Annotated in this window: 19 protein-coding genes; 9 read left to right on the top strand and 10 right to left on the bottom strand. The window is 69.0% G+C overall.

What is annotated here, in order from left to right:
• Window positions 1-99: 99 nt before the first annotated feature.
• Genes ACH4LD_RS29355 through ACH4LD_RS29345 form a run of 3 tightly spaced genes read left to right on the top strand, consistent with a single transcriptional unit; the run spans window position 100 to window position 3,501 of the window.
• On the top strand, window positions 100-624 hold the full coding sequence (locus ACH4LD_RS29355) for a hypothetical protein (protein ID WP_398057074.1): 525 nt from the start codon (window positions 100-102) through the stop codon (window positions 622-624).
• 28 nt (window positions 625-652) lie between these two features.
• Complete coding sequence (locus ACH4LD_RS29350; RefSeq protein ID WP_398057075.1) at window positions 653-2,938, top strand: DUF6571 family protein; 2,286 nt, start codon at window positions 653-655, stop codon at window positions 2,936-2,938.
• Window positions 2,939-2,952: 14 nt separating this feature from the next.
• Entirely contained in the window at window positions 2,953-3,501 is a 549-nt protein-coding gene (locus ACH4LD_RS29345) for a hypothetical protein (protein WP_398057076.1), read from the top strand.
• A 915-nt stretch (window positions 3,502-4,416) separates the two neighbouring features.
• Here the strand turns inward: ACH4LD_RS29345 and ACH4LD_RS29340 are convergent.
• The 5 genes from ACH4LD_RS29340 to ACH4LD_RS29320 form a co-directional block, all read right to left on the bottom strand.
• The gene (locus tag ACH4LD_RS29340; protein ID WP_103811079.1) at window positions 4,417-4,716 is read right to left on the bottom strand and encodes a WXG100 family type VII secretion target; all 300 of its coding nucleotides are present in this window, start codon (window positions 4,714-4,716) and stop codon (window positions 4,417-4,419) included.
• A gap of 77 nt (window positions 4,717-4,793) precedes the next feature.
• Complete coding sequence (locus ACH4LD_RS29335) at window positions 4,794-5,138, bottom strand: WXG100 family type VII secretion target (RefSeq protein WP_030657588.1); 345 nt, start codon at window positions 5,136-5,138, stop codon at window positions 4,794-4,796.
• A 128-nt stretch (window positions 5,139-5,266) separates the two neighbouring features.
• The gene (locus ACH4LD_RS29330) at window positions 5,267-6,517 is read right to left on the bottom strand and encodes a S8 family serine peptidase (protein WP_398057077.1); all 1,251 of its coding nucleotides are present in this window, start codon (window positions 6,515-6,517) and stop codon (window positions 5,267-5,269) included.
• A 90-nt stretch (window positions 6,518-6,607) separates the two neighbouring features.
• Window positions 6,608-8,362: a hypothetical protein gene (locus tag ACH4LD_RS29325; protein WP_398057078.1), complete on the bottom strand. Its 1,755-nt coding sequence runs from the start codon at window positions 8,360-8,362 to the stop codon at window positions 6,608-6,610.
• A gap of 2 nt (window positions 8,363-8,364) precedes the next feature.
• Window positions 8,365-8,784, bottom strand: a complete 420-nt coding sequence (locus ACH4LD_RS29320; protein WP_398057079.1) for a hypothetical protein — start codon at window positions 8,782-8,784, stop codon at window positions 8,365-8,367.
• Between the two features lie 578 nt (window positions 8,785-9,362).
• Here ACH4LD_RS29320 and ACH4LD_RS29315 point away from each other — a divergent pair.
• A complete protein-coding gene (locus ACH4LD_RS29315; protein WP_398057080.1) occupies window positions 9,363-10,067 on the top strand; it encodes a hypothetical protein in 705 nt (234 codons plus the stop codon).
• 17 nt (window positions 10,068-10,084) lie between these two features.
• Here the strand turns inward: ACH4LD_RS29315 and ACH4LD_RS29310 are convergent, their stop codons facing one another.
• Genes ACH4LD_RS29310 through ACH4LD_RS29300 form a run of 3 tightly spaced genes read right to left on the bottom strand, consistent with a single transcriptional unit; the run spans window position 10,085 to window position 12,199 of the window.
• Window positions 10,085-10,591 (bottom strand): hypothetical protein, encoded by a 507-nt coding sequence (locus ACH4LD_RS29310; RefSeq protein WP_398057081.1) that lies wholly within the window; start codon window positions 10,589-10,591, stop codon window positions 10,085-10,087.
• Between the two features lie 36 nt (window positions 10,592-10,627).
• The gene (locus tag ACH4LD_RS29305) at window positions 10,628-11,869 is read right to left on the bottom strand and encodes a putative T7SS-secreted protein (protein ID WP_398057082.1); all 1,242 of its coding nucleotides are present in this window, start codon (window positions 11,867-11,869) and stop codon (window positions 10,628-10,630) included.
• A gap of 18 nt (window positions 11,870-11,887) precedes the next feature.
• Complete coding sequence (locus ACH4LD_RS29300; protein ID WP_398057083.1) at window positions 11,888-12,199, bottom strand: hypothetical protein; 312 nt, start codon at window positions 12,197-12,199, stop codon at window positions 11,888-11,890.
• A gap of 113 nt (window positions 12,200-12,312) precedes the next feature.
• On the opposite strand from ACH4LD_RS29300, the gene ACH4LD_RS29295 reads away from it, so the two are divergent.
• Both ACH4LD_RS29295 and ACH4LD_RS29290 read left to right on the top strand, forming a co-directional pair.
• Window positions 12,313-12,933 carry a hypothetical protein gene (locus tag ACH4LD_RS29295; RefSeq protein WP_398057084.1) on the top strand — a complete coding sequence of 207 codons (621 nt, stop codon included), beginning with the start codon at window positions 12,313-12,315 and terminating at the stop codon, window positions 12,931-12,933.
• Window positions 12,934-13,050: 117 nt separating this feature from the next.
• Window positions 13,051-13,404 carry a DUF4333 domain-containing protein gene (locus tag ACH4LD_RS29290; RefSeq protein ID WP_398057085.1) on the top strand — a complete coding sequence of 118 codons (354 nt, stop codon included), beginning with the start codon at window positions 13,051-13,053 and terminating at the stop codon, window positions 13,402-13,404.
• A 108-nt stretch (window positions 13,405-13,512) separates the two neighbouring features.
• Here the strand turns inward: ACH4LD_RS29290 and mycP are convergent, their stop codons facing one another.
• Window positions 13,513-14,778 carry a type VII secretion-associated serine protease mycosin gene (gene mycP / locus ACH4LD_RS29285; RefSeq protein WP_398057086.1) on the bottom strand — a complete coding sequence of 422 codons (1,266 nt, stop codon included), beginning with the start codon at window positions 14,776-14,778 and terminating at the stop codon, window positions 13,513-13,515.
• A 24-nt stretch (window positions 14,779-14,802) separates the two neighbouring features.
• The gene (gene eccB, locus ACH4LD_RS29280) at window positions 14,803-16,326 is read right to left on the bottom strand and encodes a type VII secretion protein EccB (RefSeq protein ID WP_398057087.1); all 1,524 of its coding nucleotides are present in this window, start codon (window positions 16,324-16,326) and stop codon (window positions 14,803-14,805) included.
• Window positions 16,327-16,533: 207 nt separating this feature from the next.
• On the opposite strand from eccB, the gene eccE reads away from it, so the two are divergent.
• The 3 genes from eccE (at window position 16,534) to ACH4LD_RS29265 (ending at window position 22,642) form a co-directional block, all read left to right on the top strand.
• On the top strand, window positions 16,534-17,895 hold the full coding sequence (gene eccE, locus ACH4LD_RS29275; protein WP_398057088.1) for a type VII secretion protein EccE: 1,362 nt from the start codon (window positions 16,534-16,536) through the stop codon (window positions 17,893-17,895).
• Window positions 17,895-18,644, top strand: coding sequence for a hypothetical protein (locus tag ACH4LD_RS29270; protein WP_132788758.1), 750 nt, complete (start codon window positions 17,895-17,897; stop codon window positions 18,642-18,644). The genes eccE and ACH4LD_RS29270 overlap by 1 nt, the downstream gene beginning before the upstream one ends.
• 323 nt (window positions 18,645-18,967) lie before the next feature.
• Window positions 18,968-22,642, top strand: a complete 3,675-nt coding sequence (locus tag ACH4LD_RS29265; RefSeq protein ID WP_398057221.1) for an SCO5717 family growth-regulating ATPase — start codon at window positions 18,968-18,970, stop codon at window positions 22,640-22,642.
• The last annotated feature ends 139 nt before the right edge of the window (window positions 22,643-22,781 follow it).

Raw genomic sequence — 22,781 nt, 5'->3', positions numbered from 1 at the left:
ACTGCATCCGTTCCCCCGTATTGCTAATTTACGGAGCGTAGGTGATCCGTATCGGACAGCGATCATTGCGCAGACACTGCACGGGGGAATGGAAGTTCCATGGCATGGGATGAATGGGATCAGCTCAAGGCGGAGGCGCTGACGCGCCGGCAGGGTGAGCCGACGACGCACATGCAGCTCAACCAGCTGCCGTCCGACCCTGGTGGCGGCTCGGCAGGGGTCCCCAGCCAGACCGGTGATCTGAAGGTCACTCAACACGACCTGACGAAGATCGGCAGCCAGGCCCACACTCTGTACAACCAGCTCTGGGACAAGGCCCGGCTGTCGAACACCAGCGCTGACTCGGCAGCGAGCGACCTCACGAAGCAGGGCTTCGCCCTCGGCACGGGGCTCCAGCACGTGTCGAACAAGTGGGAAACACAGCTGAACTCACTGCTGGACGCGTGCGCCCAGATCTCCAATCACATGCAGGTGACCAAGAAGATCCACGCAGGCGACGATGCGTACATCCAACGACAGATGAGCAGCATCGACACCCTGGACGCCGGCTTCGACGAGCATGTCGGGCGTCCAGGGGATCACAATCCGGTCTATGGCTCGTCAGACTCGCCGAAGAAGAAATGATCTCGACGCATAGCGGGGACGCCGACTCATGGATCTTGACGCTCTACGCTTCGCCAACTTCAAGCTGCTCGACGACGCCGTCGAGGACTGGGGACATATCGTCCGGAATCTGAAGGATCTGGCGGAGCACGCCGAGAAGGGTCTGCACCAGGCCGCGAACAAGGCCGATTGGGCCGGCGAGAACAGCCAGGTCACCAAGGAATTCATCGGAAAGACCGCCGGTGAGTTCCAGGATGCCCACAGTCAGGCGCAGACTGTCCACTACATTCTGAGTGACACTGCGGGAGAGCTGAAGGGTTACCAGAAGCAGCTCAACGCGGCACTTGAGCGAGGGCTGAAGAAGAACCTGACGGTGATGGACACCGGCAACGGAACATTCACAGTGACCATGAATGTCCACCCTGAACGTGCCGCGTCCGGGTACACACCGCCAGAGCACGACGAGCACGACGTCACGGCCCTCCGGGACGAGGTCGAGAAGATCCTCAGCAAGGCAACCGAGAGCGACACCTCGGCGAAAACAGTGCTCATGGCTCTCGTCGACCAGACCGAATACGGCTTCTCGGACGCGACCTACAAGGACCGCGACTCGGCCGACGCCGCCCTCAAGGAAGCCGATGAGTTGGCCGCCCTCGCCAAGAAGAATCCGGAGAAACTGACGCCATCCGAGTTCGACAAGCTCAACGAGGGACTGAAGAAGTACGCCGACGATCCGCTGTTCGCCGAGCGGTTCGCCACCGGCCTCGGGCCGGAGAAGACGCTCGAATTCTGGGCTGGGATCAACAGCCCACACAAGACCGCGCAATTCGGACAGGAACGGGTCGACCAGTACGACGACCTGCAGCGCAACCTCAGTCTCACGCTCGCCAGTGCCTCGCAGAGCGACTCGACGACCATGACCGAGTGGAAGAGCAAGATGATCACCCTCGGCGACCATCCCATCGGCGGACAGACAGGCCCCATGGGTTTCCAAGTCATGAGCAACCTCATGCGGGCAGGCAACTACGACGACCGGTTTCTCAGGAGCTACGGCACCGCTCTCATGGCCACCGAGCGCAAGCTCACGGGCGATGGCGAGCATCCGAACATGGCCTGGCGGCATACGGGGATCGCGATCGACCCACGGCTCAACCGCATGGGCGACGACAGCGGCTCGGACCCGCTGAGCGGCTACCTGAAGGCTTTGTCCAACAACCCGGACGCGGCCACGGACTTCTTCAACGAAGATTTTCTGCCCGAGGGGGGAGACCGAAAGCAGGCGGTCTCCAACTTCACGTACCTCTTCGAGGACCGGGAGTGGCCCAAGGAGGCCAACCTCAAGGGCGACGACATCCACCCGGGGCAGAACAACCTGGCGATGGCCTTGGAGGCAGCCACCACCGGGCACCCGGCGGGCGAGTTGCCGACCGCAGACACCCCCGCGCACAACGATCAGCAGGCCAAACTGATGGCGAGCGTGGTCAAGTCCATCAGCGACGACCCCGGCCGTCTGACCGATCACGGTTACATGTCAGACAGCATCGGGCAGATGGCGTCGGAGTATCTCCCGGACATCAACCGTGCCACGACCGACGTGAAGTCGGATCCGGACTCTGAACAGTGGCAGCAGATCGAGAGGCTTTTCCCCGTCTCCGGTGCATCGGCCGAGATGGACCACGCAGACGTGTCCCGCTTCCTGATCGCCGTCGGACAGAATCCCGAGGGCTACTCGGCAGTGGAGGTCGGCCAGAAGGCCTACATGGCTAACCTCATGGACTATCACCTGAATCCAGACCTGCCGGCGGACCATCGGTACCACGCGAGTGTGGAGGACACCGTCAAGCAGATCTCCCGGACGTCGGCGGAGATCGGCGGTTCTCTGGCCATTGGGCGTCAAGAGGCCGTCCTTGGTCCCGCGAAAGAGAGGGATGACGCTTACAACCACGCTGTCTCTCAGTGGCAGAACGTCGCAAACGGTGTCGTTGGCACCGGTATCGGTGTGGGAACCAGTTTCTTCGCGTCGCCACCAGTGGGTGCTGCGGTTGGTGGTACCGCCAGCACCATCAGCGGCGTCGTGCTCGGTGAATTGTTCGACGGTGTCGAGGGGAGCGATCTGGAGGACAGCGGGCTCGACTCCGGTCGGCTCTGGGAGGACAGTCTCGAACGGAACACCGCCCTGGCGCAGCGGGCCGCCATCGAGGCGGCCAAGGCGCATGACTCCCCGTACGCCGACCAGGTCGGCGGATGGGCGCTGGATGCAACCAAGGACGGCTTCGACGACGCATCCACGAACGGGCGTCACATGGCCGATGACCTTCAAACGGAAATCCCCTAGCCAGGAATTCAACCATGCCGCGTACACGCCCCTATTCCCCCTTGGCCGGCGCCGCCCTCGTCTTGGCCGCCGGTATGGCTCTGGCGGCCTGCTCGTCCGGAGGATCGCAGGAGAAACGGGATTACGCCGTCCCATCGTCGCTGTGCGGAACTGCTGTGTCTCCCGCGGCTCTTGAACCGCTCCTCCCGGCGGGGAGCAAGATCACATCCGTGAAAAGCGGACCTTCCGGCTTCGTCCGTTGCCGACTGGTGGTCGACAGGCAGGTTGCCGTCACGAGCATCATCGATCAACGGCAGTCAGGGACCAGGCTCATGAATGTCGCCTACAGCACCTACGGAATGCGGTCCGACAAAATCAAGAAAGAGACACAGAATTACATCATCTCTGAGTCGCTGGCAGTCGGGCATGTCTCATGCGGCGAACTACAGAAGGAAGGACACGAGCTCTTCACCGTAATCCGGAAGGAGCGTGGCACAGTCGACGCGACCGCCATGGAGAGAACCATCACTGACTTCACCGACGCGGTGTCGACCTCACAGCAGTGCACCGCATCCCACCCTTGAGCAAGGCGAACATACCGTATGCCTCCCGCCCTCGTACGGGAGCCGCCGCTTCCATCAGGCACGCGGCGTCGCGGGGACGCGCGGCCGGCCACACCCGTGGCAAGTTGAGGTCGACGGGCCGAGTCATGAGACAGGCATCGCCGGATCAGCAACGGAGGGCGGCCAGCAGCTCCTCCTGCTTCGGCAGTGTCTACCCGGTTGCGGGTAAGTAAGGCGGGCGTTGGGCCGCGCGCTGATCACGTCACCCAGCGGGACGTGGCTGTCGACGCTGCCGGTGCCCGCTCCCGTCTTCCGGAGCAAGGAAGCCGGGGCGTCCGCGCCAATCAACACTGCGCCGACACGCTGAGCCCCACGTGGGTCAGGTTCTCCCGTGCGCCACGGAGAGTGTTCTCGCCGACGCCATGACGATCGCCCGGATCGGCCCCTTGGTCAGCGGGCCGCCGTGCACAGTGAGGGCGACGGACACGAAAGCACGGGCATATGGAATGCGGGTACCCCGCCTGCTCACCGAACCCAGCGCGTTCTACGGTAGAGAGCAGCCAAGATCCGAGGCGTTACCGTGGCGAGTCGGCCTTGGCCATGAAGCGCTGCGGTTGACCACTGCAGAGGGCTGCCGAGCACCACGGTACGGTCACCGTCGATGGTGCGGGCAATGTGAAGCGGGGTCTGGGGCGAGCGCGCGAGCGGAGCCGCCCGGACCGAGCCTGGTGGCGATCGTGCGCAACCCATCTACCGACTCCCCTGGGTGGTTCCCGGCCCAATGCCTGGCGCGCGCACGTTTCCCGCTCATCCCTCTGGCTTCTCCCCCTGGCATCTCCTTCTGCATAGGCTCGACGGCTCGGACACAACCGCAGGGTGGGCGCCTCCCGCGCGCGCCCACCCTGCGGTTGCTTCGTCGCTCCTGCGAGCGTCGGCCTAGCGGAAGTAGCTGGCCGCCTTCTTGTCGCCTTCCATGTACGTGCCGCCGGACTGGGCGACGACGTGGCCGATGCCGCTCAGCGCCTGGTGGATGTCGTTCGCTTCCTTGTCCCAGCGGTTCAGCTTCTCGTGGAAGGTGTCCTGGGCCTGGCCCTCCCAGTACTGCAGGCTGCTCACGACCAGTCGGCGCAGCTCCTGCAGGTCCTGCTCCAGCTGACTCGCCTCGTTGCCGATCTTGGTCGCCGCGACGTCGAGCCCGTCATAAGTGACTGACAGGCCGTCAGCGTTGTTGGCCATACCTGTTACCTCGTCTCGCTGATGTGTATCCGGTGGATGCGCCGGGGTGCCCGGCCGAAGTCCTGGGTGCCGCTCGGTCAGTAGGAGCTGAGCGGAGACACGGTGGGAGCGCCGTCCCGCACGTCGATCTTGTTGACCGCCGCGCGAACCTCGTCTTCCTTGCTGTCCTTGATGTTGCGGGTCGCGGTCATGGCCTCGATGACGTCACCGAGGATGCCGCCGATGGCCTGGAGCGACTGGTTGATCTCGTACTGCTTCGAGTCGAAGGCGGCACGACCGATACCGTGCCACTGGCCCTCCAGGCCGTCGATGACGCCCTGCAGCCCGTGCACCCGCTTCCGGATGCCGTCGTACTTCTCCAGCATCTGCTTCTGCAGGTGGATTACTGCGGCATCTTCGAGCTTCTGCTTGTTCTCGGCCATCTCAGCCCTTTCTCTGTCTGTCTCGTTGGTCCAACTGTCTCGGCCCACCACCGCACCGTGCAGTACGGCGGCGGGCGCGTACTGCGCGCCCTATCCGAAGAGCACAGGGCTACAGACGGCTGACGACATCACCTGGCACGCCGCGCCCGCGCGACGGCCAGGCCCCCACCGCCGACCACGACGACGGCGGCCGCGGCGCCGAGTACGACCCAGAGGGTGGTGTTGTCGTTCGACGACTCCGTGCTTGATCCTGCCGCCGAAGTCCCGCCGGTAGAACCCCTTTCCGGGGCTTGTGACGGGGTTGATGCGGAAGAGGAAGGGGCGGACGGGGACGGGGAGGAGGACGTGGAGGACGCCGCGGACTTGGCCAGCAGGTCGCCGCCGTTCTCCGCCGCGAGCGGGTCCACGTTGGCCGGACCCGCGTCGTAGTTCCGGTTCGCAAGGACGAGACGGGGGCGAATGAGCCCATAGCCGGCGTACTTGCTCGGGTCATTCTTCGCCCAGGTACGGCCGGCCGTGTCGATCAGAGCGCGGGCAACCTGGTTCACCGTCCAGTCAGGGTGTGCGGACCAGATCAGCGCGGCAGCACCCGAGGCGATCGCGGCTGCGGAACTCGTACCGTTCACATCGTCGCAGTAGGAACGGAAGTTGGTGTCGCACCATCCCGGAAAGCCCTGGCCCGGAGCCGAGAGGTCCACATAGTTACCGGACGAGGAGAACTTCGAGACCGTGAGGGACTTGTCGACCGACGCGATGCCTATCACGTACGGGAAGGCGGCTGGGTAGCCGATGTTGTCCCCTGACGTCCGACCCTCATTGCCGACCGCGGCGATCAGCAACTTGCCCTTCGAGGCCGCGTACTTGATGGCCTCTTCCACCTCAGGGAACGGCGCCATATTACCGAACGACATGCTGATGATCTTCGCGTCGGTGTCAGCCGCCGCTCTGATCGCCTCTGCGGCTTCGGGGGTCTTCTTCTTCTCTTCCGCCCCACCCTTGAGGTCGTCGAGCTCGATCCGATAGGGAACGATCTTCGCACCCGGTGCCAGACCCTTCAGACTGCCACCGGCTCCCGTGCCGGCAATCAACTCCGCCATGGTCGTCCCGTGGCCCTCGTAGTCGACTGTCGCGCGGTACGCCACCGACTTCGGAGTCTCATCGGTCAGGACCTGACCCTTCAGCGACGGAGTATTCGCGTTCACGCCGCTGTCAATGACAGCGACCTTCACCCCCTTACCCGTGCTGACCTTCCACATCTGCTCAGCCTGCATCGGACCCAAGTACCACTGCTTCGACTGCACATCGTCCGCAACAGCACCAGGCGCAAACCCCACGGTCGCGGCCACCAGGGCGCCGACGACCGCGCCCACAGCACGCACTCGTCTACCGCTGCGCGTCCCGTGGAGCGTCGTCCGCTCGGCTCGTCGGCTCATCCCTGACTTCATCGTCTTCCGTGTCCTCGCTCGCGGTCAGTTCGCCGCCGGCGGCACATCACGCCGGGGCTTGTCGGGCAACTGTGTCTCTTCGTCCGCGTCCTCGGGCTTGCCCTTACGGCCGGCGCCGCGTACGAGACCGGAACCACCACGCGTCATACCGTTCCGCTCGGCACCCGCGGCAGAGTTCCGCCCGGTCGGCCTGCCGGTGACAGCCTCGGGCGTGCCGGCACCGGTACGAGACATGGAAGAGCCAGTCGGCTTCGCAGCGGGCCGCGCTGCGGACTCCGGCGCTCCGAAGACGCCACGCTGACCGGGTCGACCCGCCGTGGACTGCGATTTGGCCTGTCCCTCAGCCCCGATGACCGTGCCACGGGGAATCCTCGCCCCGCCCTTGGCCGGACTGCCCGTGGCCGTGGGGCGCCCCCCGACGACCCCATTGGAACGGCCGGCGCCGGTGGCCGGAGTGGTGTTCCCCCGGGGTGCGGCCGTGCCGCCGGGCCGCGGCGTACCACCTGTGACCGCACGGCCCATCGGGGACGCAGTACCCCTGCCGTCGGGCTGTCCCACCGGCAGGGCACGCCCCATCTGGTTGGTGGGTCCTTGTGCTGTGGTGCGTCCGGGACTCTGGGGGTTGGTCAGCCCGGCCGTACCCGCACGTCCCTGAGCAAAAGGAGGGGTACGGTACCCAGCCGAACCACTCGGGCTTCGGCCGGACGTCTTGGGCAGCGGTACCTGGTAGCCGGCGCCACCCGCCGGATCGGGCTGACCGCCGGTTGTCGGGGGCGTGCCCGGGACAGGCGGGGTGGAGCCCGTCGTGTGCGTGGTCGTAGGCGGAGGCAGCGTGCCGGTGCTGTCGATGTTCGTGCCGACGGGTGGTTCCTCAGGAAGCGGGACCGTGTGGCTATTGTTCGTCGTCGGGACGTGGGGCGGGGTGGTGTCGCCGATGACGTGGTGGGCGACGTTGTCCGTCCCCGCCGCAGTTGTGTGATGACCGACGGCAAGTGCAGCGCTGGTACCCGTATGCGAGCCCGTACCGGTCGTCGGACGGTCAGCCCCATATGAGCCGTCTGGCCGCGGATGAGGCACGCCCACATCGGGCACCGAAGTGAAGTTCGGTGTCTTGTCCTTGGCGGGCAGCGCCGACAGCACCTCTTCCGAGACCGCGTAGTAGGACGCCAACCGATTCATCTGGTTGATCGCCTCTTGACGATCCTTCTCCACCCGGACTGCGTGGTCGTACTCCGTCTTGTTCGCCGCCTTCTCGGCATCGGTGAACTTGTCGGGCCGCTTCGGGTTCGCCCTGGTGTCACGGGCCGGCATGCCACCCCGTACGGCCGCGAGGCCCACAGCAGCAGCGGTGATCTGGTCGCCCGCCGCCCCGGCGAACTCGCTCAAATGGTGGGTGTTGGTGACGAGGTTGTCGCCCCACGTGCGGAACTGGTCGCCCGACACTCCCACCCAGGGGACCTTGTCGATGTGGGCCTTGAGATCGTCGGCGGCCTTCTTGATGGCGTCGCGCGCGTCCCAAAGCGCCTTGCCGGACGATTCGAGATCCGCCGGGTCGGTCTGCTCGACCAGATCGATCATCTGGTTCAGGTCGAGGTCGCGCTTGTCGAAGTCCGTCCTGGCGGCGACGGCCCGCCCGAAGGGCGTGGTTTCGACCACGGACCGCACCATGCCGTTGAGGAAGCCGCCGCGTGGTCCGTCCTCGATACCGCGGACGATGTCCGTCACGGAGTTCTGCTGAGAGACGCGATGCAGATCGTCCTTGTGCTGCTTGTCCGTCATCGTCACGCCTTCGTCTTGGTGCCGCTGCTGGCGTGCTGCTTGTCGTCCACCTTGGGCTGAAGTTTCTTGATCTCCGCCTGGATCGCCCAGAACCGCTGCCGCTGTTCCTCTTCGAGATTGTCGAAGCCGTTGCGCGCACCGGTGACCGCGATGCCGATAGCCTCGATCTGCAGATGCAAGCTCTTGGACAGGGTCGTCAGTTCGTGATGAACCCTCGTGTACTGCTTGTACAGACCATGCGCCTCGGGGAACTCGCTCTCCCCACCCGACGTCAGCGACGTGGCCCTGATCCCCTGTGCACCGACCTTCGTGGGATTGCCCGCGGACTCCTCCAGAGCACGGAGCACCGAGTCCACCTGCCCCACGAACTTGTCCAGTGCCTCACCACTGGCCTCCAGGTTCGCCGCCCTGGTCGCCGACACGCCCCCCACCATGTCTGACGGAAGCACGACGCTCCTCCCCGTTTCCCCGTACATTCATCGGCTCCTCCGGAGCGAGGGCCGACCAACCGCTCGCCGTACGATCGCAAAGCGAGCCGCGTCTCACAACGCGTTTACCACTCTAGTCAACCCGTCCAACCGGTCCAACAGCGCAGGGGTGTTGACTGCGCATCGCCACCGGCCCAGGTGGCACTCTTCGCCGGAATTGCCGGTCTGTAACGAGCGAATGCGCACGGCGACGCAGTCGTGTGCCGCCCCTCCGTCGACCAACGATGAGCACACCTGAAGGCGCGAGCGCGTCACTCTCATGCGATCTGCATCAAACCTTTACGCGGTATCGATGCCGCTCTCTGACGTATCCACTCGAAAGACGTCATCCGGCACGGGCTCGCTCGTGACGACCACGTTTCGCCTGTGTCTTCGCGGTACGGAACTCCAGCGCGAGGCCAGCGCGGCAGAGAGGTCATGAGCCATCGGTCACACGGGGCGAACCGCCCACCGCGGAACGGTCGGCGCCGGCGCCCGGCCCGCGTGCGCGTCATCAGACATAATCGCGTCCCATGACCGTATTGATGCCCGTGCTCATGATCCTGGTCGTGGGAGGGATCTTCGCCCTCGTCATCACCATGATGGTGCGCGCCCAGCGGAACCGGGCGCGCGGCGTGCAGGAGAGAGCCGCGGCGATCCGGCTCGCGCAGGAACGCGGCTACGGCTACCAGCAAGCCACGTACGGGCTGATCGACGGGCTCTGCGGCGTGGCGCCGCTGCCCGACAGGGGACACAACCTGCGAGCGGAGCACTACGTCACCGGGGAGTTCCGGGGGCGCGGATTCCGTTGCTTCGAGTATGTGACCGGCACTCTCAACGTCCACGACGGCCCGGGACGGAACCAGCCCGTCTTCTGGACGGTGTTCGCGGTCGTGGCGCCGGGCCCCGGGCCTGAGCTGGTGGTGCGACGGCCGCAGGCGCTCGACGGGGTGACACAGCGTGGCCGTGTGGTGCAGCTCGGCGTGCCGGAGTTCGACGAGGCGTTCCGGGTGATCACGGACGACGAGTCGTTCGCCCGTGACGCTCTGGCGGGCGACGTGGTGCCCTTCCTGACCGCGCGGCCACAGGCGGTGCAGGACTCCCCGATCCGGCTGCACAACGGCGAGCTGCTCACCTGGCGCCGCGGCCGGCTGAGCCCGCAGGACTTCGACGAGCGGCTCGGCTACCTGTGCGACGTGCTGGACCGGATCCCGCCGCAGGTCTGGTCGGCGGTCTGAGACCGCCGACCCGGGCATCAGGCGGCTTCGTCCGCCCGGACCGAACGGACGAACTGCTTGAAGTCGTCCAGCACCGCCGCCAGCTGTTCCGGCTTCGCCGTGAGCACCAGCTCGATCACGGCCCGCTGTGACGGACGGTTCACATCCTCCAGGCCGAGGTAGACCTGGCTCTGCACCAGTTCGAGCGGTGCTCCGTGCAGGGTGGTCGACAGGCGCAGGTTCTGGACGACGCCCGGTGAGTCGGTCAGCCCCGGGATGTCGGGGGTCCCCACCTCTTCCTGCTTGGTGACCTCCACGCTGCCGGCCTGCCCGAGCCGCCGTACCGACTCGTCGGCGATCTGGCGCATGGTGGCGCTGTCGTTGCGCATCCCGCCGGCGATGGTGATGTTCGCTGTGAACCCGTCGATGGAGGCGGGGTGCAGCGCGACGAAGGCCGCGTCGGGCGCCCCGACCTCGTCCGGCGGCGCCGACCGCCAGCCGTCCGGCAACGAGAACGAGATCTTGACCGGCAGCGTGCCCGTCATCGTGAACCCACTTCCTTGCTGAGCCTCATCGCAAGCCTAGAACCACTTGCCGAGGGTGTGGTCGTACGCCGAGCCCGCAGCATCGCCGATCGCGTCAGCGGCGTCACCGACGGTGTCGACGACCTCGTCCGGATCGACGGTGACCTGGAAGCCCACCTTCCCACCGAGCCCGAGTCCGACACCGACCTCGCCGCCGACGTGGTACTTGCCGTCGTCGCCCTTGCCCACGTCAACGCTGGCCGAGGCCCCCGCGCCGGCCCACGCCTCGCCGGTCACACCGGCACCGACACCGCCCACGTCCGCGGCGGCCGACCCCTCGGCCTTCGCGCCGGCGAAAGCCTCCGCGCCCCCGTGCAGGCCGTCCTTGCCGATGGTGCCCTTCACTTCGGCGTTGGCACCCGCCAGGGCGCTGCCCTGGGCCTGGAGGCCGAGAATGCCGTACTCGGCCTTGCCGCCGACCTCGGCCTTGGCGAGGTATGCGCTGGCCGTCCCCTTCAGCTCCAGGTTTCCGTCGGTGATGCCGGCGACCGCGGAGGCGTCATAGCCGAGCAGCGAGACGCCCGCGTTGCCGGACAGCTTGACGCCGCCCACCGTGGTCTCGCCCTTGGCATCCGCGGACCAGACATTGGCACCGCCGCTGAACTCGGCGATCTTCACCGACCAGCTGACCTTCTTCGGCGCGTTGGGATCTTCCGACGTGGCGTTCGGATCCTGGTAGCCCCATTGCCGCTTCCGCTTGTCAGCCGGGTTGTTCCCGTACTGCCACAGTTCGTCTTCTTTGATGGTGGTCTGACCGAGCCCGAGTTCCTTGGCGAGCTGCCGGGCCTGGGTCAGCCAGCTCGGGCTGTCCTTGGCTCCGCCGGACAGCTTCTCCAGCTTGGACGACAACGTTCCGGCCTCGTGCTCCAGCTGGGTGCGTGCGGTGCTGAGCACCTGCTGCGCTCCCGCGTGGTCGCCCTTGTCCCACTTCTCGATCGCGTCGGCCGCCTGCCCCTGTGCCCAGTGGAGCATGCTGGTGTACGACTTTATGGCGCCGGCCGCACCTGCCATGTGGTCGGAGGCGATGTACCAGTTGCCCTTCTCGCCGTTCAGGCTCTTCCAGAACGCGTCGCTGGCCTCTCCGTGCCAGCCGGGGACCTTCACGTCCCGCAGATTGGACCCGACCTTGTCGAACTTGTCCGACCAGTGCTGCATGGTGTCCGCGAGCTCGGTCAGCGCGTGTACGTCACCGGGAATGAGCTCCTTGGGGTCCTTCGTAGACCCGAGTGCGGCTGCCACTGCTTCCCCGCTCCTGCCTCACGTGCCCTGGTTCGTTTTGACGGAGTTGGCCGCGTCCCGGACCTGCCCGTCCGTGTCCGTCAAGGTGACCGATGCCGAGATCAGCCCGGTCGCGCGCCGGGCCGTGCTGCCACTGAGGATCTGTGCGCCCGCCTGCCAGGTCGCGCAGAACGCGACGAATGACGAGGACGCGGACGAATGCCCGAAGGACGAACTGCGTCCCGCCGACTCCTCCAAATCGAACCCCTCGGTGGGGCGTAGGGCCTCGACAACGTCTTTGGCGCCCCTTTTGAGGGTCTGTGAATCCGCACCCAGATCAGGATCAGCCATGGCTGCCCTCCCCTTCATCAACTCCTGCCGAAACAGTGCTCATTGACGCACTTAATGATCGGCGCGCGAAGTGTAGCATCGGCGCCTACGAGCATCAGAAGGCGAACTCAACGATGAACTTCGACGACCTGCCGCATCCGACGAAGCAACGAGACGTGGTCATCGTCAACGACCGCGAAATACCGCGTCGTTACTTTCTCATGGCCGCCGCCGGTGTCCTCGTTCTCTTCGGTGGCGCTTTCGGTGGCATCGTCTGGGCCAGCTGGTCCGACGCACAGGAGGACTCCCGCGATGACGAGGAGGTCTCCGCCCTCGTCGCCCTCGCGCAGCGGCGGGGATGGACGTACCGGGCGCGCGTCGCTGGTGGCGCCGACCGTTACGAGGGCGCTTCACCCTTTCCTGACGTGTCGTCGGGACTGAGCGTCTGGGACTGCGTCGAGGGCCGGCATCGCGGCCGTACTGTTCGCTGCTTCGAGTACCGCGACGCGCGGACCGTCCAGTCGGCGGGTCCCGGGCGCTCCCTCACGAAGACGTCGTACTACGCCGTCTTCTCGGTCACCGCTCCGAACGCCGTGCCGCGTTCCGTGCTCCGCGCGGCGGATGCCGAAAGCCCGCTCCGATTCGACAGGGGCGAACTCATCACCTGGACCAAGGGCCGGCTCCGGGAAGAAGACGTCCTGCCCAAGCTCAATTACCTTTGCGATGTCCTCGACCGCGCGTTTGATTCCCGGTGAGGATTTCCGGTAGGCCAAGTGAAGGGACACGTACGCGGGATGGAGGATTTATGAAGCTTCCTGAGTGCCAGTATGCTTCGGGCGTTCTCTCGTCCTGATACCCGGAATGGAGCCCCCATGGCGATAGTCAGCACGTCCGCAGCAGCATGGAGTCTTTCGGCTGTGGCCGCCGGTGTGCTGCTTGTCGGCTGTTCGGGGTCGGTCACCGTGGAGAAGTCCGAGCCGAAGATCTCCGCCGGCAAGCTGGCCGACACGGTGTCCGAGAAGCTCGCGGCCCAGACGGGTCGGCCGAAGCCGGACATCACCTGTCCGGAGGACCTCGCGGGGAAGGTCGGCACCACCACCCGTTGCACGCTCACTGCCGACGACGGCAGCACGCTGGGCGTGACGGTGACGGTCTCCTCCGTGAAGGGGAACCAGATCAACTTCGATTTCAAGGCCGACGACAAGGCCTCCCCGCCGGCGAACTGACGCGGGCGTCTTCACAGCGAACAAGGCGGTACGACGTCCGGCGGCGGTGTCCCCGAGGCACCGCCGCCGCACCATGGCTCCGTCACCGACGGCGCCGGAGAGCCGCCGTCAGGAGGTGCGCGGACGGCCACCGCGTCTGCGCCGCGCGTCCCGGATCGCCACCGCCGTGCCCGTCAGGCCCGCCACCAGCACCAGGCCTCCCACGACCGTGTACGTGGCCAGGCGGTTGTCGCGTTCCTCGGCCGTCTCGCCGAAGTGCAGGGGGGTGACCGACGGGGCCTCTCCCCTGGCCACGCCGTTCTCGGGTTTCGGGGACTCGACGGGGTGCGCCGGGTCCACCTCCGTGAGTGCCTTCACGGGGTCCACCACGCCCCAGCCCACCAGCCGGTCACGTCCGGGGATCGAGCGTTCCGCGGTCTGTTCGATCTGGGCGACGACCTGCTGGGCCGTCCAGCCGGGGTACTTGGACTTCAACAGGGCTGCCACGCCGGCGACATAGGGCGCCGAGAAGCTCGTACCGTTGTCCGAGCAGTGGCCGTTGCCCGGGACCGTGGAGATCATGTCGACGCCGGGAGCCGCGACCCCCACGAAGTCTCCCGACTGTGAGAACGCGGCGCGTTCGTTGTTGCGGTCGGAGGCCGCCACCGCCAGGACGCCTTCGTACGACGCGGGGTACGTGACCTTGACGTTGCCGCCCAGGCCGTCGTTGCCGGCGGAGGCCACGACGACGACCTTCCGGTTGAGGGCGTAGTCGACGGCGTCCTTCAGCTTCGTGGTCTTCGGGTCGAGCGCCTCGGCCGTGTCCTGGGAGATGTTGATGACGTCGGCGCCCGCCTGGACCGCGTAGGTGATGGCCTGGGCCAGTGAGTCGGCCGTGCCGTCGCCCTCGGCGTCGTTCTGCTTGATCGGGATGATCGTGGCGTCCGGGGCCAGCCCCACGAAGCCCGTGCCCTTCGCCGGGCGGGCCGCGATGATGCCCGCCACGCGCGTGCCGTGGCCGACCGTGTCGGTGGTGCCCGACTTGTTGCCGCGGTCTATCTTCTCGCCCTTGCGGTTCTTGTCGGGCAGCAGGTTCTTGCCCCTGGACACGTCAACGGCCTTGGTGAGCTGCGGGTTCTTGACGTCCACACCGGTGTCGATCACGGCCACCTGGACGCCCTTGCCCGTGGACCGCGCCCACAGCTCGTCCAGGTTGACGCGCTGCAGCGCCCACGGCCGGCCCGCGTACGGCTTCGACGGGAACGTGCACTGACCGTCGTCCGCCCGGGCCGGGGAAGCGGGCAGGGCGAGCACCGTGGTCGTGGCGGTGAGGGCCACGGAGGCGGCCACGACCACCGCTCGGGTCGCGGCTCCCGGCGTCCTTGCCTTCAGCATGAGTCCGTTCTCCTCCGCGCGCCGCTACGAACCCTGCGGCTGCCGTGCCGCCGCCTCCGACAGGCGCGGGCCCGTCGGCAGGAACGTCGACCACGTGAGCGGGACGGGCGTGGGCGTCAGCTTCTCGTAACCGAGGCGGGTCTGGGCGATCTTCGCCTCGGCCAGTTCCTCCTTGCGCTTCTTGGCGGAGGTGCCGATGCCCTTGTCGTCGGTGGCGCTGTCGCTGTTGGACTGCAGGGCGTAGCGCAGGCCCGTGTCGGTGACCAGGAAGACGCCGCCGGCCGTGGTCTCCGTGCCCTGGAACTGACGGTAGAGCTGACCGGAACCGGCGGTGACGTAGGCGCTGGAGGAACCCGTGGGCAGCTGCGCGGGGAAGTCCTTGCCGACCCAGGTGGACAGGGTCGTCGTTCCCTTCGGGCCGACCGACCGCAGCACGTTGCAGACCGTGTTGCGGCCGCTGGTGGCGCTGGAGCCGTCGTTCACCGTCCTCGGCTTGTACGTCGGCCAGTCCTTGTCGTCGTCGAAGGCCGTGCTGTCGGCGACCGCGCCGGGGCTGACCTGCTGCGCCTCACCGGCCTGGCCGACGCCGACGAGCTGACCGCTGTTGAGCAGGAGCGTGGCGGTGAACTCGGAGATGCGGGCCACTGTGCCCCGCAGGACGACGTAGTAGCGCAACACCTGTCCGTCGTAGGCCTTGATGACCTCGCCGACCTTGTCGTACTGCGCGGGCATGATCCCGGCGTCGGCCTTCGCGCCGGGTGTGCCCTTGATCGGCGGGATTTCGATCGGGTCGCCCTTGCGGAGGGTGTCGAGCCATTCCTGGGAGACGCGCTGCGGGGCACGGCCGCGGGTGTCGAGGGCTTTGAGGAGTTCCTTGTCGCCCGGGTCGGCGAGCTTGTACGCCGTGCCCCGCGCGTCGACGACGTACTGGGTCTTGCCGTCCGGGCCGACGACGTACATCAGGTCGCCGCGGGTGAGCCGGTCGGGCCCCTCCGTCTTGGACCACTCCTTCTTCGCGAGGACGAACGCCGCCTTCTGGATGGCCCGGCCGCCGTCGGCGGGACGCTCGCAGACCGCCCAGCGCTTGGCGGCCTCGGCCTCGTCCGGGGAGGGCAGGCGGTCGGGCGCGTACGGGATGCCGATGGTGGCGCCGTGCGGAGGCTTGCCGCTGTCCAGGATCTTCTCGTCGACGGTGATGACGCTGGCCTTGCTGGGGTCCAGGAGCAACTTGGCGGAGGCCATGTTGAGGACGGGGTGGAGCTGCTTCTGCCTGCCCGTCTTGAGAACGACGTACCGGGTGGTCGACTTGCTGGCGACGATGACGTGTTCCTCGGGGGTGTCCCAGCCCTTGGGTGCCGTCGGGCTGAACATGCCGATCGCACCGAACACCGCGAGGATCACCACACCGACGGCGACGCCGGGGACCAGTGCGCCCAGCGGCTTGGGAGCGCCCTCCTCCGAGCCGGAGGGGGAAGGCTGCAGGAAGGACGCGAGCGTGCGGCGCTTCGCGAAGGTGTAGGCGTTGAGTTCGTCCCGCCGTGATGCCATCTGTGTCCGCTCTCTCCCCGTTGCGGAGCCGTGGGGGACCCGTGAAGATCCGTCCCCCGTCCTCGGTTTTCCTCTGGTGCCTCGACTGTCAGACCCGGCCCCTACTATGCCTGTTGCGAGGACGTGCTGGTGGCACGGGTAGGGTGCTCAGGGCTCGAAGGGACCGGAGCGCAAGGGATTTCGGGAGAGTTCGGGGGTTTTGAAGTGATGGCTTCCGCAACGCGGGCCCGGTCGCGATCGCAATCGGGGTCACGACCGGGTGGCGCGCGCCGGTCGGGTGCCCACGGCTCTTCCTCCGGGCGGGGCGGTGCCCAGCAGGCGCCCACGCCCTACCAGGGCGCCTTCGCCCCGCGTCTGGAGTCCCGGTCGGGCCGCGGTGGTTCGTTCGCGGTGCAGCGGCTGGTGCTGCTGGAGATCGCGGGCGCCCTCGCCCTGTGCGGTTGGCTCATCGGTACGGTCGCGCTGATCGCCGTCGCCCCCGTCTCCCTGGTGCTCGTGGTGCTCGCCGTCGTACGGCGCCGGGGACGCTCCCTGCCGGAATGGCTCGGCACCCTGCTGGCCATGCGGGCCCGCATACGGCGGGCCGCCGGCACTCCGGTGCCGCCGGGGACCGACTCCGGTCTCGCGCCCGCCGTGGAGTGCGACCCGACCCTGCGCACGTTCAGCTTCAACCGCGGTGACGACCGCGATCAGCGGCCGATCGGCATGGTGGGCGACGGCGGCTTCCTGACCGCGGTGCTCCAGGTGGAGTCGGACGTCGACGCGCTCCGCGCGGAGCACGGGAGGCGACCGCTGCCGATGGCACTCGTCCGGGACGTCCTCGAAGTCGACGGCATCCGGTTGGAGTCGGCGCAGATCGTGGTGCACACCCAGCCCGCGCCCGCGCTGCACCTGCCTCAGCAGTCCGTCGTCGTCAGCAACTACGCGCCGCTGCAGGCTCAGACCGGCTCCCCCGCGGTCCGCATCACCTGGATCGCGCTGAAGCTCGACCCCGAGCTGTGCCCGGAGGCGGTGGCCGCGCGCGGCGACGGGCTGCTGGGGGCGCAGAAGTGCCTGGCCCGCTCGGCCGAACATCTGTCGAGCCGGCTGACCGGCGCCGGGTTCCGGGCGAACGTGCTCACCGAGGAGGAGCTGACCGCCGCCATCGCCACCTCCGCGTGTGCCAACCCGATGGTGACCGCCCAGGCCGGGCGGGGCGAAGCGCCGCAGCGACGGACCGAGGAGTCAAGTCGCAGCTGGCGCTGCGACAACCGCCGGCACACCACCTACTGGGTGCGGCGCTGGCCCCAGCTCGGCGGCTCCGGCGGCTCGCTGGCCCAGCTGGTGGCACAGCTGACCGCGGTGCCCGCGCTCGCGACGACCTTCAGCCTGACGCTGGCCAAGGGCGCGCAGCAGGACGTGACCGTCACCGGCCATGTGCGGATCACCGGCCGCAGCAAGCAGGAACTGACCGACGCGCGGCGCGATCTGGAGCGTGCGGCACAGCAGGCACGCACCGGGCTGGCGCGCCTGGACCGTGAACAACTCCCCGGCGTTCTGGCCACCCTGCCGCTCGGAGGTGCCCGCTGATGACCACGACGACCTCGCCCACCCCGTCCGGTCCGGGCCTCGGCGAGCGGCTGCGCACCGGCTTCGGCCTGCTCGGTCCCCGTCACCCCCGGCACACCCTGCCCGTGGAGCAGCTGGACGCGCTGAACCTGCCCATCGGTGACGACGGCGTGGTGGTCGGCGTCAACAACGAGGGACAGCCCGCCATCCTCGGGGTGAACCGCCCCACGCCGTACGACATCGTGCTCATCGGCGGCCTGTGGACCGCGCAGGTCATGGCACTGCGCTCCGCCGCCACCGGTGCCCGGGTCGCGGTGGAGACCGGGCGGCCGCAGGCCTGGATGCAGATGGTGCATGCCATGGGCGGCGGACAGAACGGGTTGTCCGTGTACGACGTCGGGCGGGTGCCGCCGCAGGGTGCCTCCGCCGGTACGCCGGTGCTGGTGGTGCGGGACTGCGGGATGCGGCCCCCGCGCGGCCGGGTGGTGTCCGGTCCCTGGCAGTCCGTACTGACCCTGCTGCCGTATCTCAGCCCCGTCGCTCCCCGGCTTCTGCGGCAGGCGCGGCTCGCCGGCATCCAGCGGGTCTCACCGGACGAGGCCGCCGAACTGGGGCGCACGATGGGGCTGTCGCGGACCGAGGTGGAATCGCTGCCGGGGCTGCCCGACGGCGTCACCCTGTGGTGTACCGACCGTGACCGGCAGTACGTGCTGACGCAACCCACCGACGCCGAGGTCGGGTTGTTGGGCACACCCCGGCGAATGGACTGAACTACCCTTTTCCGTCCCTTTTGTTCAGGGCGTTGTACGCGGCCGCGCGGCGCGGACGGACGTCTGTGCGCGTGCCGTGACCTGGTGCACGGGCACGGAGAGGCGGGCGGGCCTGCCGAGGTGTGGCTCCTGGTGATTAGGCTGGGAGCGGGCGCGATGGCAGGACCCGTGAACCGGCGTCGGTGTCCCGGGGGGAGAGCCGGTGCTGCGGACCACCCCCGAACGACTACGGACGACTCGGTACGACACGACATGGTCGCCCCGGCACGGCATGAGGGTGCTCGACCACACCAGGAGGAACTGTGAGCAGCGATCGGGACGGGATGCGCGGGGGCTGGGGCACACCCGGCGATGACCAGCCCGACGCGGAGGCCGTCGAGACCACCGGCGAGTTCACCATCGACTACGCTCCCCCCGCCTGGTACACGCAGAACGCCTCGGGAGCGGGCGGTACGGGTGCCGGGGGCACGGGCGGAACGGGCGGTGCCGGCGGTTTCGCCGGGTCCACCGGGTCCGCTGCTGTCGGTGACTCGGGCGCTCCGGCGGCTCCTGGGCTGCCGTTCCCCACGGGCACGCCGGTTCCGGGTCCGACGCCGCCTCCGCCGGCCACTCCGCCGGTGGCCACCCCGCCGGTGAGTACGCCACCGCAGGGGACTCCGTTCATTCCGGCGCAGGGGGCTTCGTACGGTCCGGCGCAGGGCGCTCCGTACGGTCCGGCGCAGGGCGCGTCGTTCACTCCGCCCCAGGGGACTGCGTACGCTCCCCCGGCCGGGCCCGCGCACCCCGCGCCGCCAACTGGTGACCCCGTTCCGATGCCGCTGCCCGAGGGCTTCGAGCCGCAGCAGGCCCAGCCTGTCCAGCCGGAGCCGCCGGCCGCTTCCGGTGCGGTCGAGCCTGAGACGGACAACGGGGATCTGGAGAGCGGGGCGACCATGAGGTTCTCCGCCGTCGCCCTGAAGCGGCAGATGGCGGAGATCGCCGAGCGCGCCGGTGCCGCCGGGGAGCCGGCCGAGGCCGGGAATGAGGGCTCCGCCGGTTCGGAGGGTTCCGGCGGTGCCGAGGACTCCGCAGGTGCGGAGGGTTCCGGTCGTGTCGAGGGCTCCGCCGGTGCGGAAGGTGCCGGCGGTTCGCAGGGTTCTCTCGGTGCCTCCGGCGCCGACGGGACCGTGGCTGCCGACGGGACCGTGGCTGCCGAGGGGTCCGTCGCTGTTGAGGGCGACGCCCAACGCGCCGGGAAGTCCGGTGACGAGGACGGCTCCGAGGAGTCCGGTGGCGAGGCTGCGCAGGACGGCTCGGTGGCGGAGGCCGTCGTTTCGGAGGGTTCCGCTTCCGAGGCAACCGACGACGACGAGACGACCGCGACGGAAGAGACGGAAGAGAGCGTCGCCGAGCGGGGCGGTACCGGGGAGGGTGCCCCCCAGACGGGGGGCACCGAGGAGGGCCAGACTGACGGAGGCGCGGCCGACACCGTGCGTCCCGCCCTGTCGGGGGGCTCCGCCGGCTCGGCACAGTCCGATGCGCCGAAGCCCTCGGACGCCGGGGCAGCGGGCGTGACCGCCCCGGGCGGTGTGCCCCAGCCCGGTGCGGCGGAAGACAGCACATCACCGGGTGACGGTGCCGCGGACAGCGGTGCGTCGGACAGCGGTGCGTCGGACAGCGCGGCCCCGCACGCCGACGCCGCCCGTCCCGGTGACCCGGCATCAGGTGCCCCGCAGCCCCACGCGGCTCAGCCCGCCCCCGGGCAGCCCGGCGGATACGCCTTCCCGCAGCCGGACGCCGCCCACCCCGGCGCCCAGCCCCACGCGGCTCAGCCCGCCCCCACCGCCCCCTACGGCGCCGTCCCGCCCGCTCCCCCGGCCCCGCAGGGTGCCCAGCCTGGTTGGACGCCGTCCGCGCCGCAGAACGGGCTGCCCCCGCTGCCGCCCTCGTACCAGCCCGCCGCCCCGGCCGCCGCCGCCCAGTGGCCCGCACAGCCCGGGCAGCAGCCGGCCGCCGCCCCGCAGCAGCCCGGCCCGATGCCCGGCCAGCAGCCGCAGCCGACCGGCAGCCAGGGCCCCGCCGGCATGCCCGGGCAGCAGCCGCCGTTCCAGCCGCAGGCCCCGCAGCCCGCGCCCTCCGGGTGGAACCAGCCGAACCACGCCGGCCAGGCCAACCCCACCGGCCAACCGGGGCAGCCGGGCACGCCCGGCGCGCAGCCGGCTCCCCACAGCCCCGCTTCCGGCCCCACCCCGCCTCCGAACGGCTACGGATTCCCCCAGCCCGGCGCCCCGGTGCCCGGCGCTCCCAACTCCCCGGCCCAGCCCGCCGGTTACGGTTTCCCGCAACCCCCGGCGCCCCAGCCGCACCCCAACGGCCCTACCCCGCCCAGCGGTTACGGCTTCCCGCAGCAGGGCGTGCCCAACTCCCCCGCCCAGGCGGGCGGCTACGGTTTCCCGCAGCCGGGGAATCCGAACCCGCAGGCCCAGCCGGGCGGTTACGGCTTCCCGCAGCCGCCTCAGAACCCGGACAGTGCCCCCGGTGCCCCGCAGGCCCCGCACGCCCCGGTCGACCCCCGCTCCGGTGCCGCGTGGCCGCAGCCCCTTCAGCACGATCAGCGGCAGCCGACCAACCCCGGTGCCGCGCCGCTCGGTTACACCGCCGCCGTGGAGCTCTCCTCCGACCGGCTGCTCAACAACAAGAAGCAGAAGGCGAAGAGCGGGCGGCCCGCGGCGGCGGGCGGCCGGTTCAAGCTCGGCGGCAAGAGGGAGGAGGCCGAGCGGCAGCGCAAGCTGGAGCTGATCCGTACGCCGGTGCTGTCCTGCTACCGGATCGCGGTCATCAGCCTCAAGGGCGGTGTCGGGAAGACCACGACCACCACCGCCCTCGGCTCCACCCTCGCCACCGAGCGGCAGGACAAGATCCTCGCCATCGACGCCAACCCGGACGCCGGTACGCTCGGGCGGCGGGTGCGCCGGGAGACCGGGGCCACCATCCGTGACCTCGTCCAGGCCATCCCGTACCTCAACTCGTACATGGACATCCGGCGGTTCACCTCCCAGGCGCCCTCCGGTCTGGAGATCATCGCCAACGACGTGGACCCGGCCGTCTCGACCACGTTCAACGACGAGGACTACCGGCGTGCGATCGATGTGCTCGGCCGGCAGTACCCGGTCATCCTGACCGACTCGGGCACCGGTCTGCTGTACAGCGCCATGCGCGGGGTGCTCGACCTCGCCGACCAGCTCATCATCATCTCCACGCCGTCCGTGGACGGCGCGAGCAGCGCCAGTACGACGCTGGACTGGCTGTCCGCGCACGGGTACGCCGACCTGGTCTCCCGCTCCCTCACCGTGATCTCCGGGGTCCGCGAGACCGGCAAGATGATCAAGGTCGAGGACATCGTGGCGCACTTCGAGACCCGCACCCGCGGCGTCATCGTCGTGCCCTTCGACGAGCATCTCGCCGCCGGCGCCGAGGTGGATCTCGACATGATGCGGCCGAAGACGCGCGAGGCGTACTTCAACCTCGCCGCGATGGTCGCCGAGGACTTCACCCGCCACCAGCAGGCGCACGGGCTGTGGACGAGCGACGGCAACCCGCCGCCGGTGGCCGCCCCGCCCATGCCGGGAGCGTCCGTGCCGGGAGCGCCGATGCCGGGCCAGCCCATGCCCGGCCAGCCTGTGCCGGGCCGGCCCATGCCGGAACAGCCGTACGGCGCCGGGCAGCCGTATCCGCAGGCCCCGGGCCAGCCGTACCCCCAGGCTCCCGGTCAGCCGTATCCCCCAGCCCCCGGTCAGCCGTACGCCCCGGCCGCCGGTCAGCCGTACGCCCCCGCGCAGCAGCCGTACCCGCATCAGCAGGGCCAGCCGCAGCCGTATCCGGGGGCGCCGCAGCAGCCGGGCGACCCGCAGGCCGGACAGCCGCAGCCCCAGCCCCAGCCCTCGTCACAGCCGCAGCCGCAGCCGGGACAGCAGCCGCAGCAGCCTCCGCAGGCTCCCCCGGCCCCGCCCCAGCAGTAGGGGCCACGAGAAAGGGCGGGCGGGGGGGACCCCCCCCCCCCCCCCGGGGCCCGTGTCGAGGCCCCCCGGGGGGGGCCCCCCCCCAAACACACCCCCCCGGGCCGCGGCGGAACCCCCCCCCCCCCCCCCCAAACCCCGC

It is taken from the genome of Streptomyces sp. NPDC017676 (assembly GCF_044329325.1).
Lineage (GTDB): Bacteria > Actinomycetota > Actinomycetes > Streptomycetales > Streptomycetaceae > Streptomyces.
The sequence above is the reverse complement of the archived record's forward strand: the minus strand, read 5'-3'. Positions and strand labels throughout refer to the sequence as shown.

Bases quoted from the DNA above. Each gene is read 5' to 3' on its own strand.
- ACH4LD_RS29325 (WP_398057078.1), bottom strand. From the start codon at position 8,362: ATGACGGACAAGCAGCACAAGGACGATCTGCATCGCGTCTCTCAGCAG.
- ACH4LD_RS29350 (WP_398057075.1), top strand. From the start codon at position 653: ATGGATCTTGACGCTCTACGCTTCGCCAACTTCAAGCTGCTCGACGAC.
- ACH4LD_RS29295 (WP_398057084.1), top strand. From the start codon at position 12,313: ATGAACTTCGACGACCTGCCGCATCCGACGAAGCAACGAGACGTGGTC.
- eccE (WP_398057088.1), top strand. From the start codon at position 16,534: ATGGCTTCCGCAACGCGGGCCCGGTCGCGATCGCAATCGGGGTCACGA.
- ACH4LD_RS29355 (WP_398057074.1), top strand. From the start codon at position 100: ATGGCATGGGATGAATGGGATCAGCTCAAGGCGGAGGCGCTGACGCGC.
- ACH4LD_RS29315 (WP_398057080.1), top strand. From the start codon at position 9,363: ATGACCGTATTGATGCCCGTGCTCATGATCCTGGTCGTGGGAGGGATC.
- ACH4LD_RS29270 (WP_132788758.1), top strand. From the start codon at position 17,895: ATGACCACGACGACCTCGCCCACCCCGTCCGGTCCGGGCCTCGGCGAG.
- eccB (WP_398057087.1), bottom strand. From the start codon at position 16,326: ATGGCATCACGGCGGGACGAACTCAACGCCTACACCTTCGCGAAGCGC.
- ACH4LD_RS29290 (WP_398057085.1), top strand. From the start codon at position 13,051: ATGGCGATAGTCAGCACGTCCGCAGCAGCATGGAGTCTTTCGGCTGTG.
- mycP (WP_398057086.1), bottom strand. From the start codon at position 14,778: ATGCTGAAGGCAAGGACGCCGGGAGCCGCGACCCGAGCGGTGGTCGTG.
- ACH4LD_RS29265 (WP_398057221.1), top strand. From the start codon at position 18,968: ATGCGCGGGGGCTGGGGCACACCCGGCGATGACCAGCCCGACGCGGAG.
- ACH4LD_RS29335 (WP_030657588.1), bottom strand. From the start codon at position 5,138: ATGGCCGAGAACAAGCAGAAGCTCGAAGATGCCGCAGTAATCCACCTG.
- ACH4LD_RS29300 (WP_398057083.1), bottom strand. From the start codon at position 12,199: ATGGCTGATCCTGATCTGGGTGCGGATTCACAGACCCTCAAAAGGGGC.
- ACH4LD_RS29340 (WP_103811079.1), bottom strand. From the start codon at position 4,716: ATGGCCAACAACGCTGACGGCCTGTCAGTCACTTATGACGGGCTCGAC.
- ACH4LD_RS29310 (WP_398057081.1), bottom strand. From the start codon at position 10,591: ATGACGGGCACGCTGCCGGTCAAGATCTCGTTCTCGTTGCCGGACGGC.
- ACH4LD_RS29345 (WP_398057076.1), top strand. From the start codon at position 2,953: ATGCCGCGTACACGCCCCTATTCCCCCTTGGCCGGCGCCGCCCTCGTC.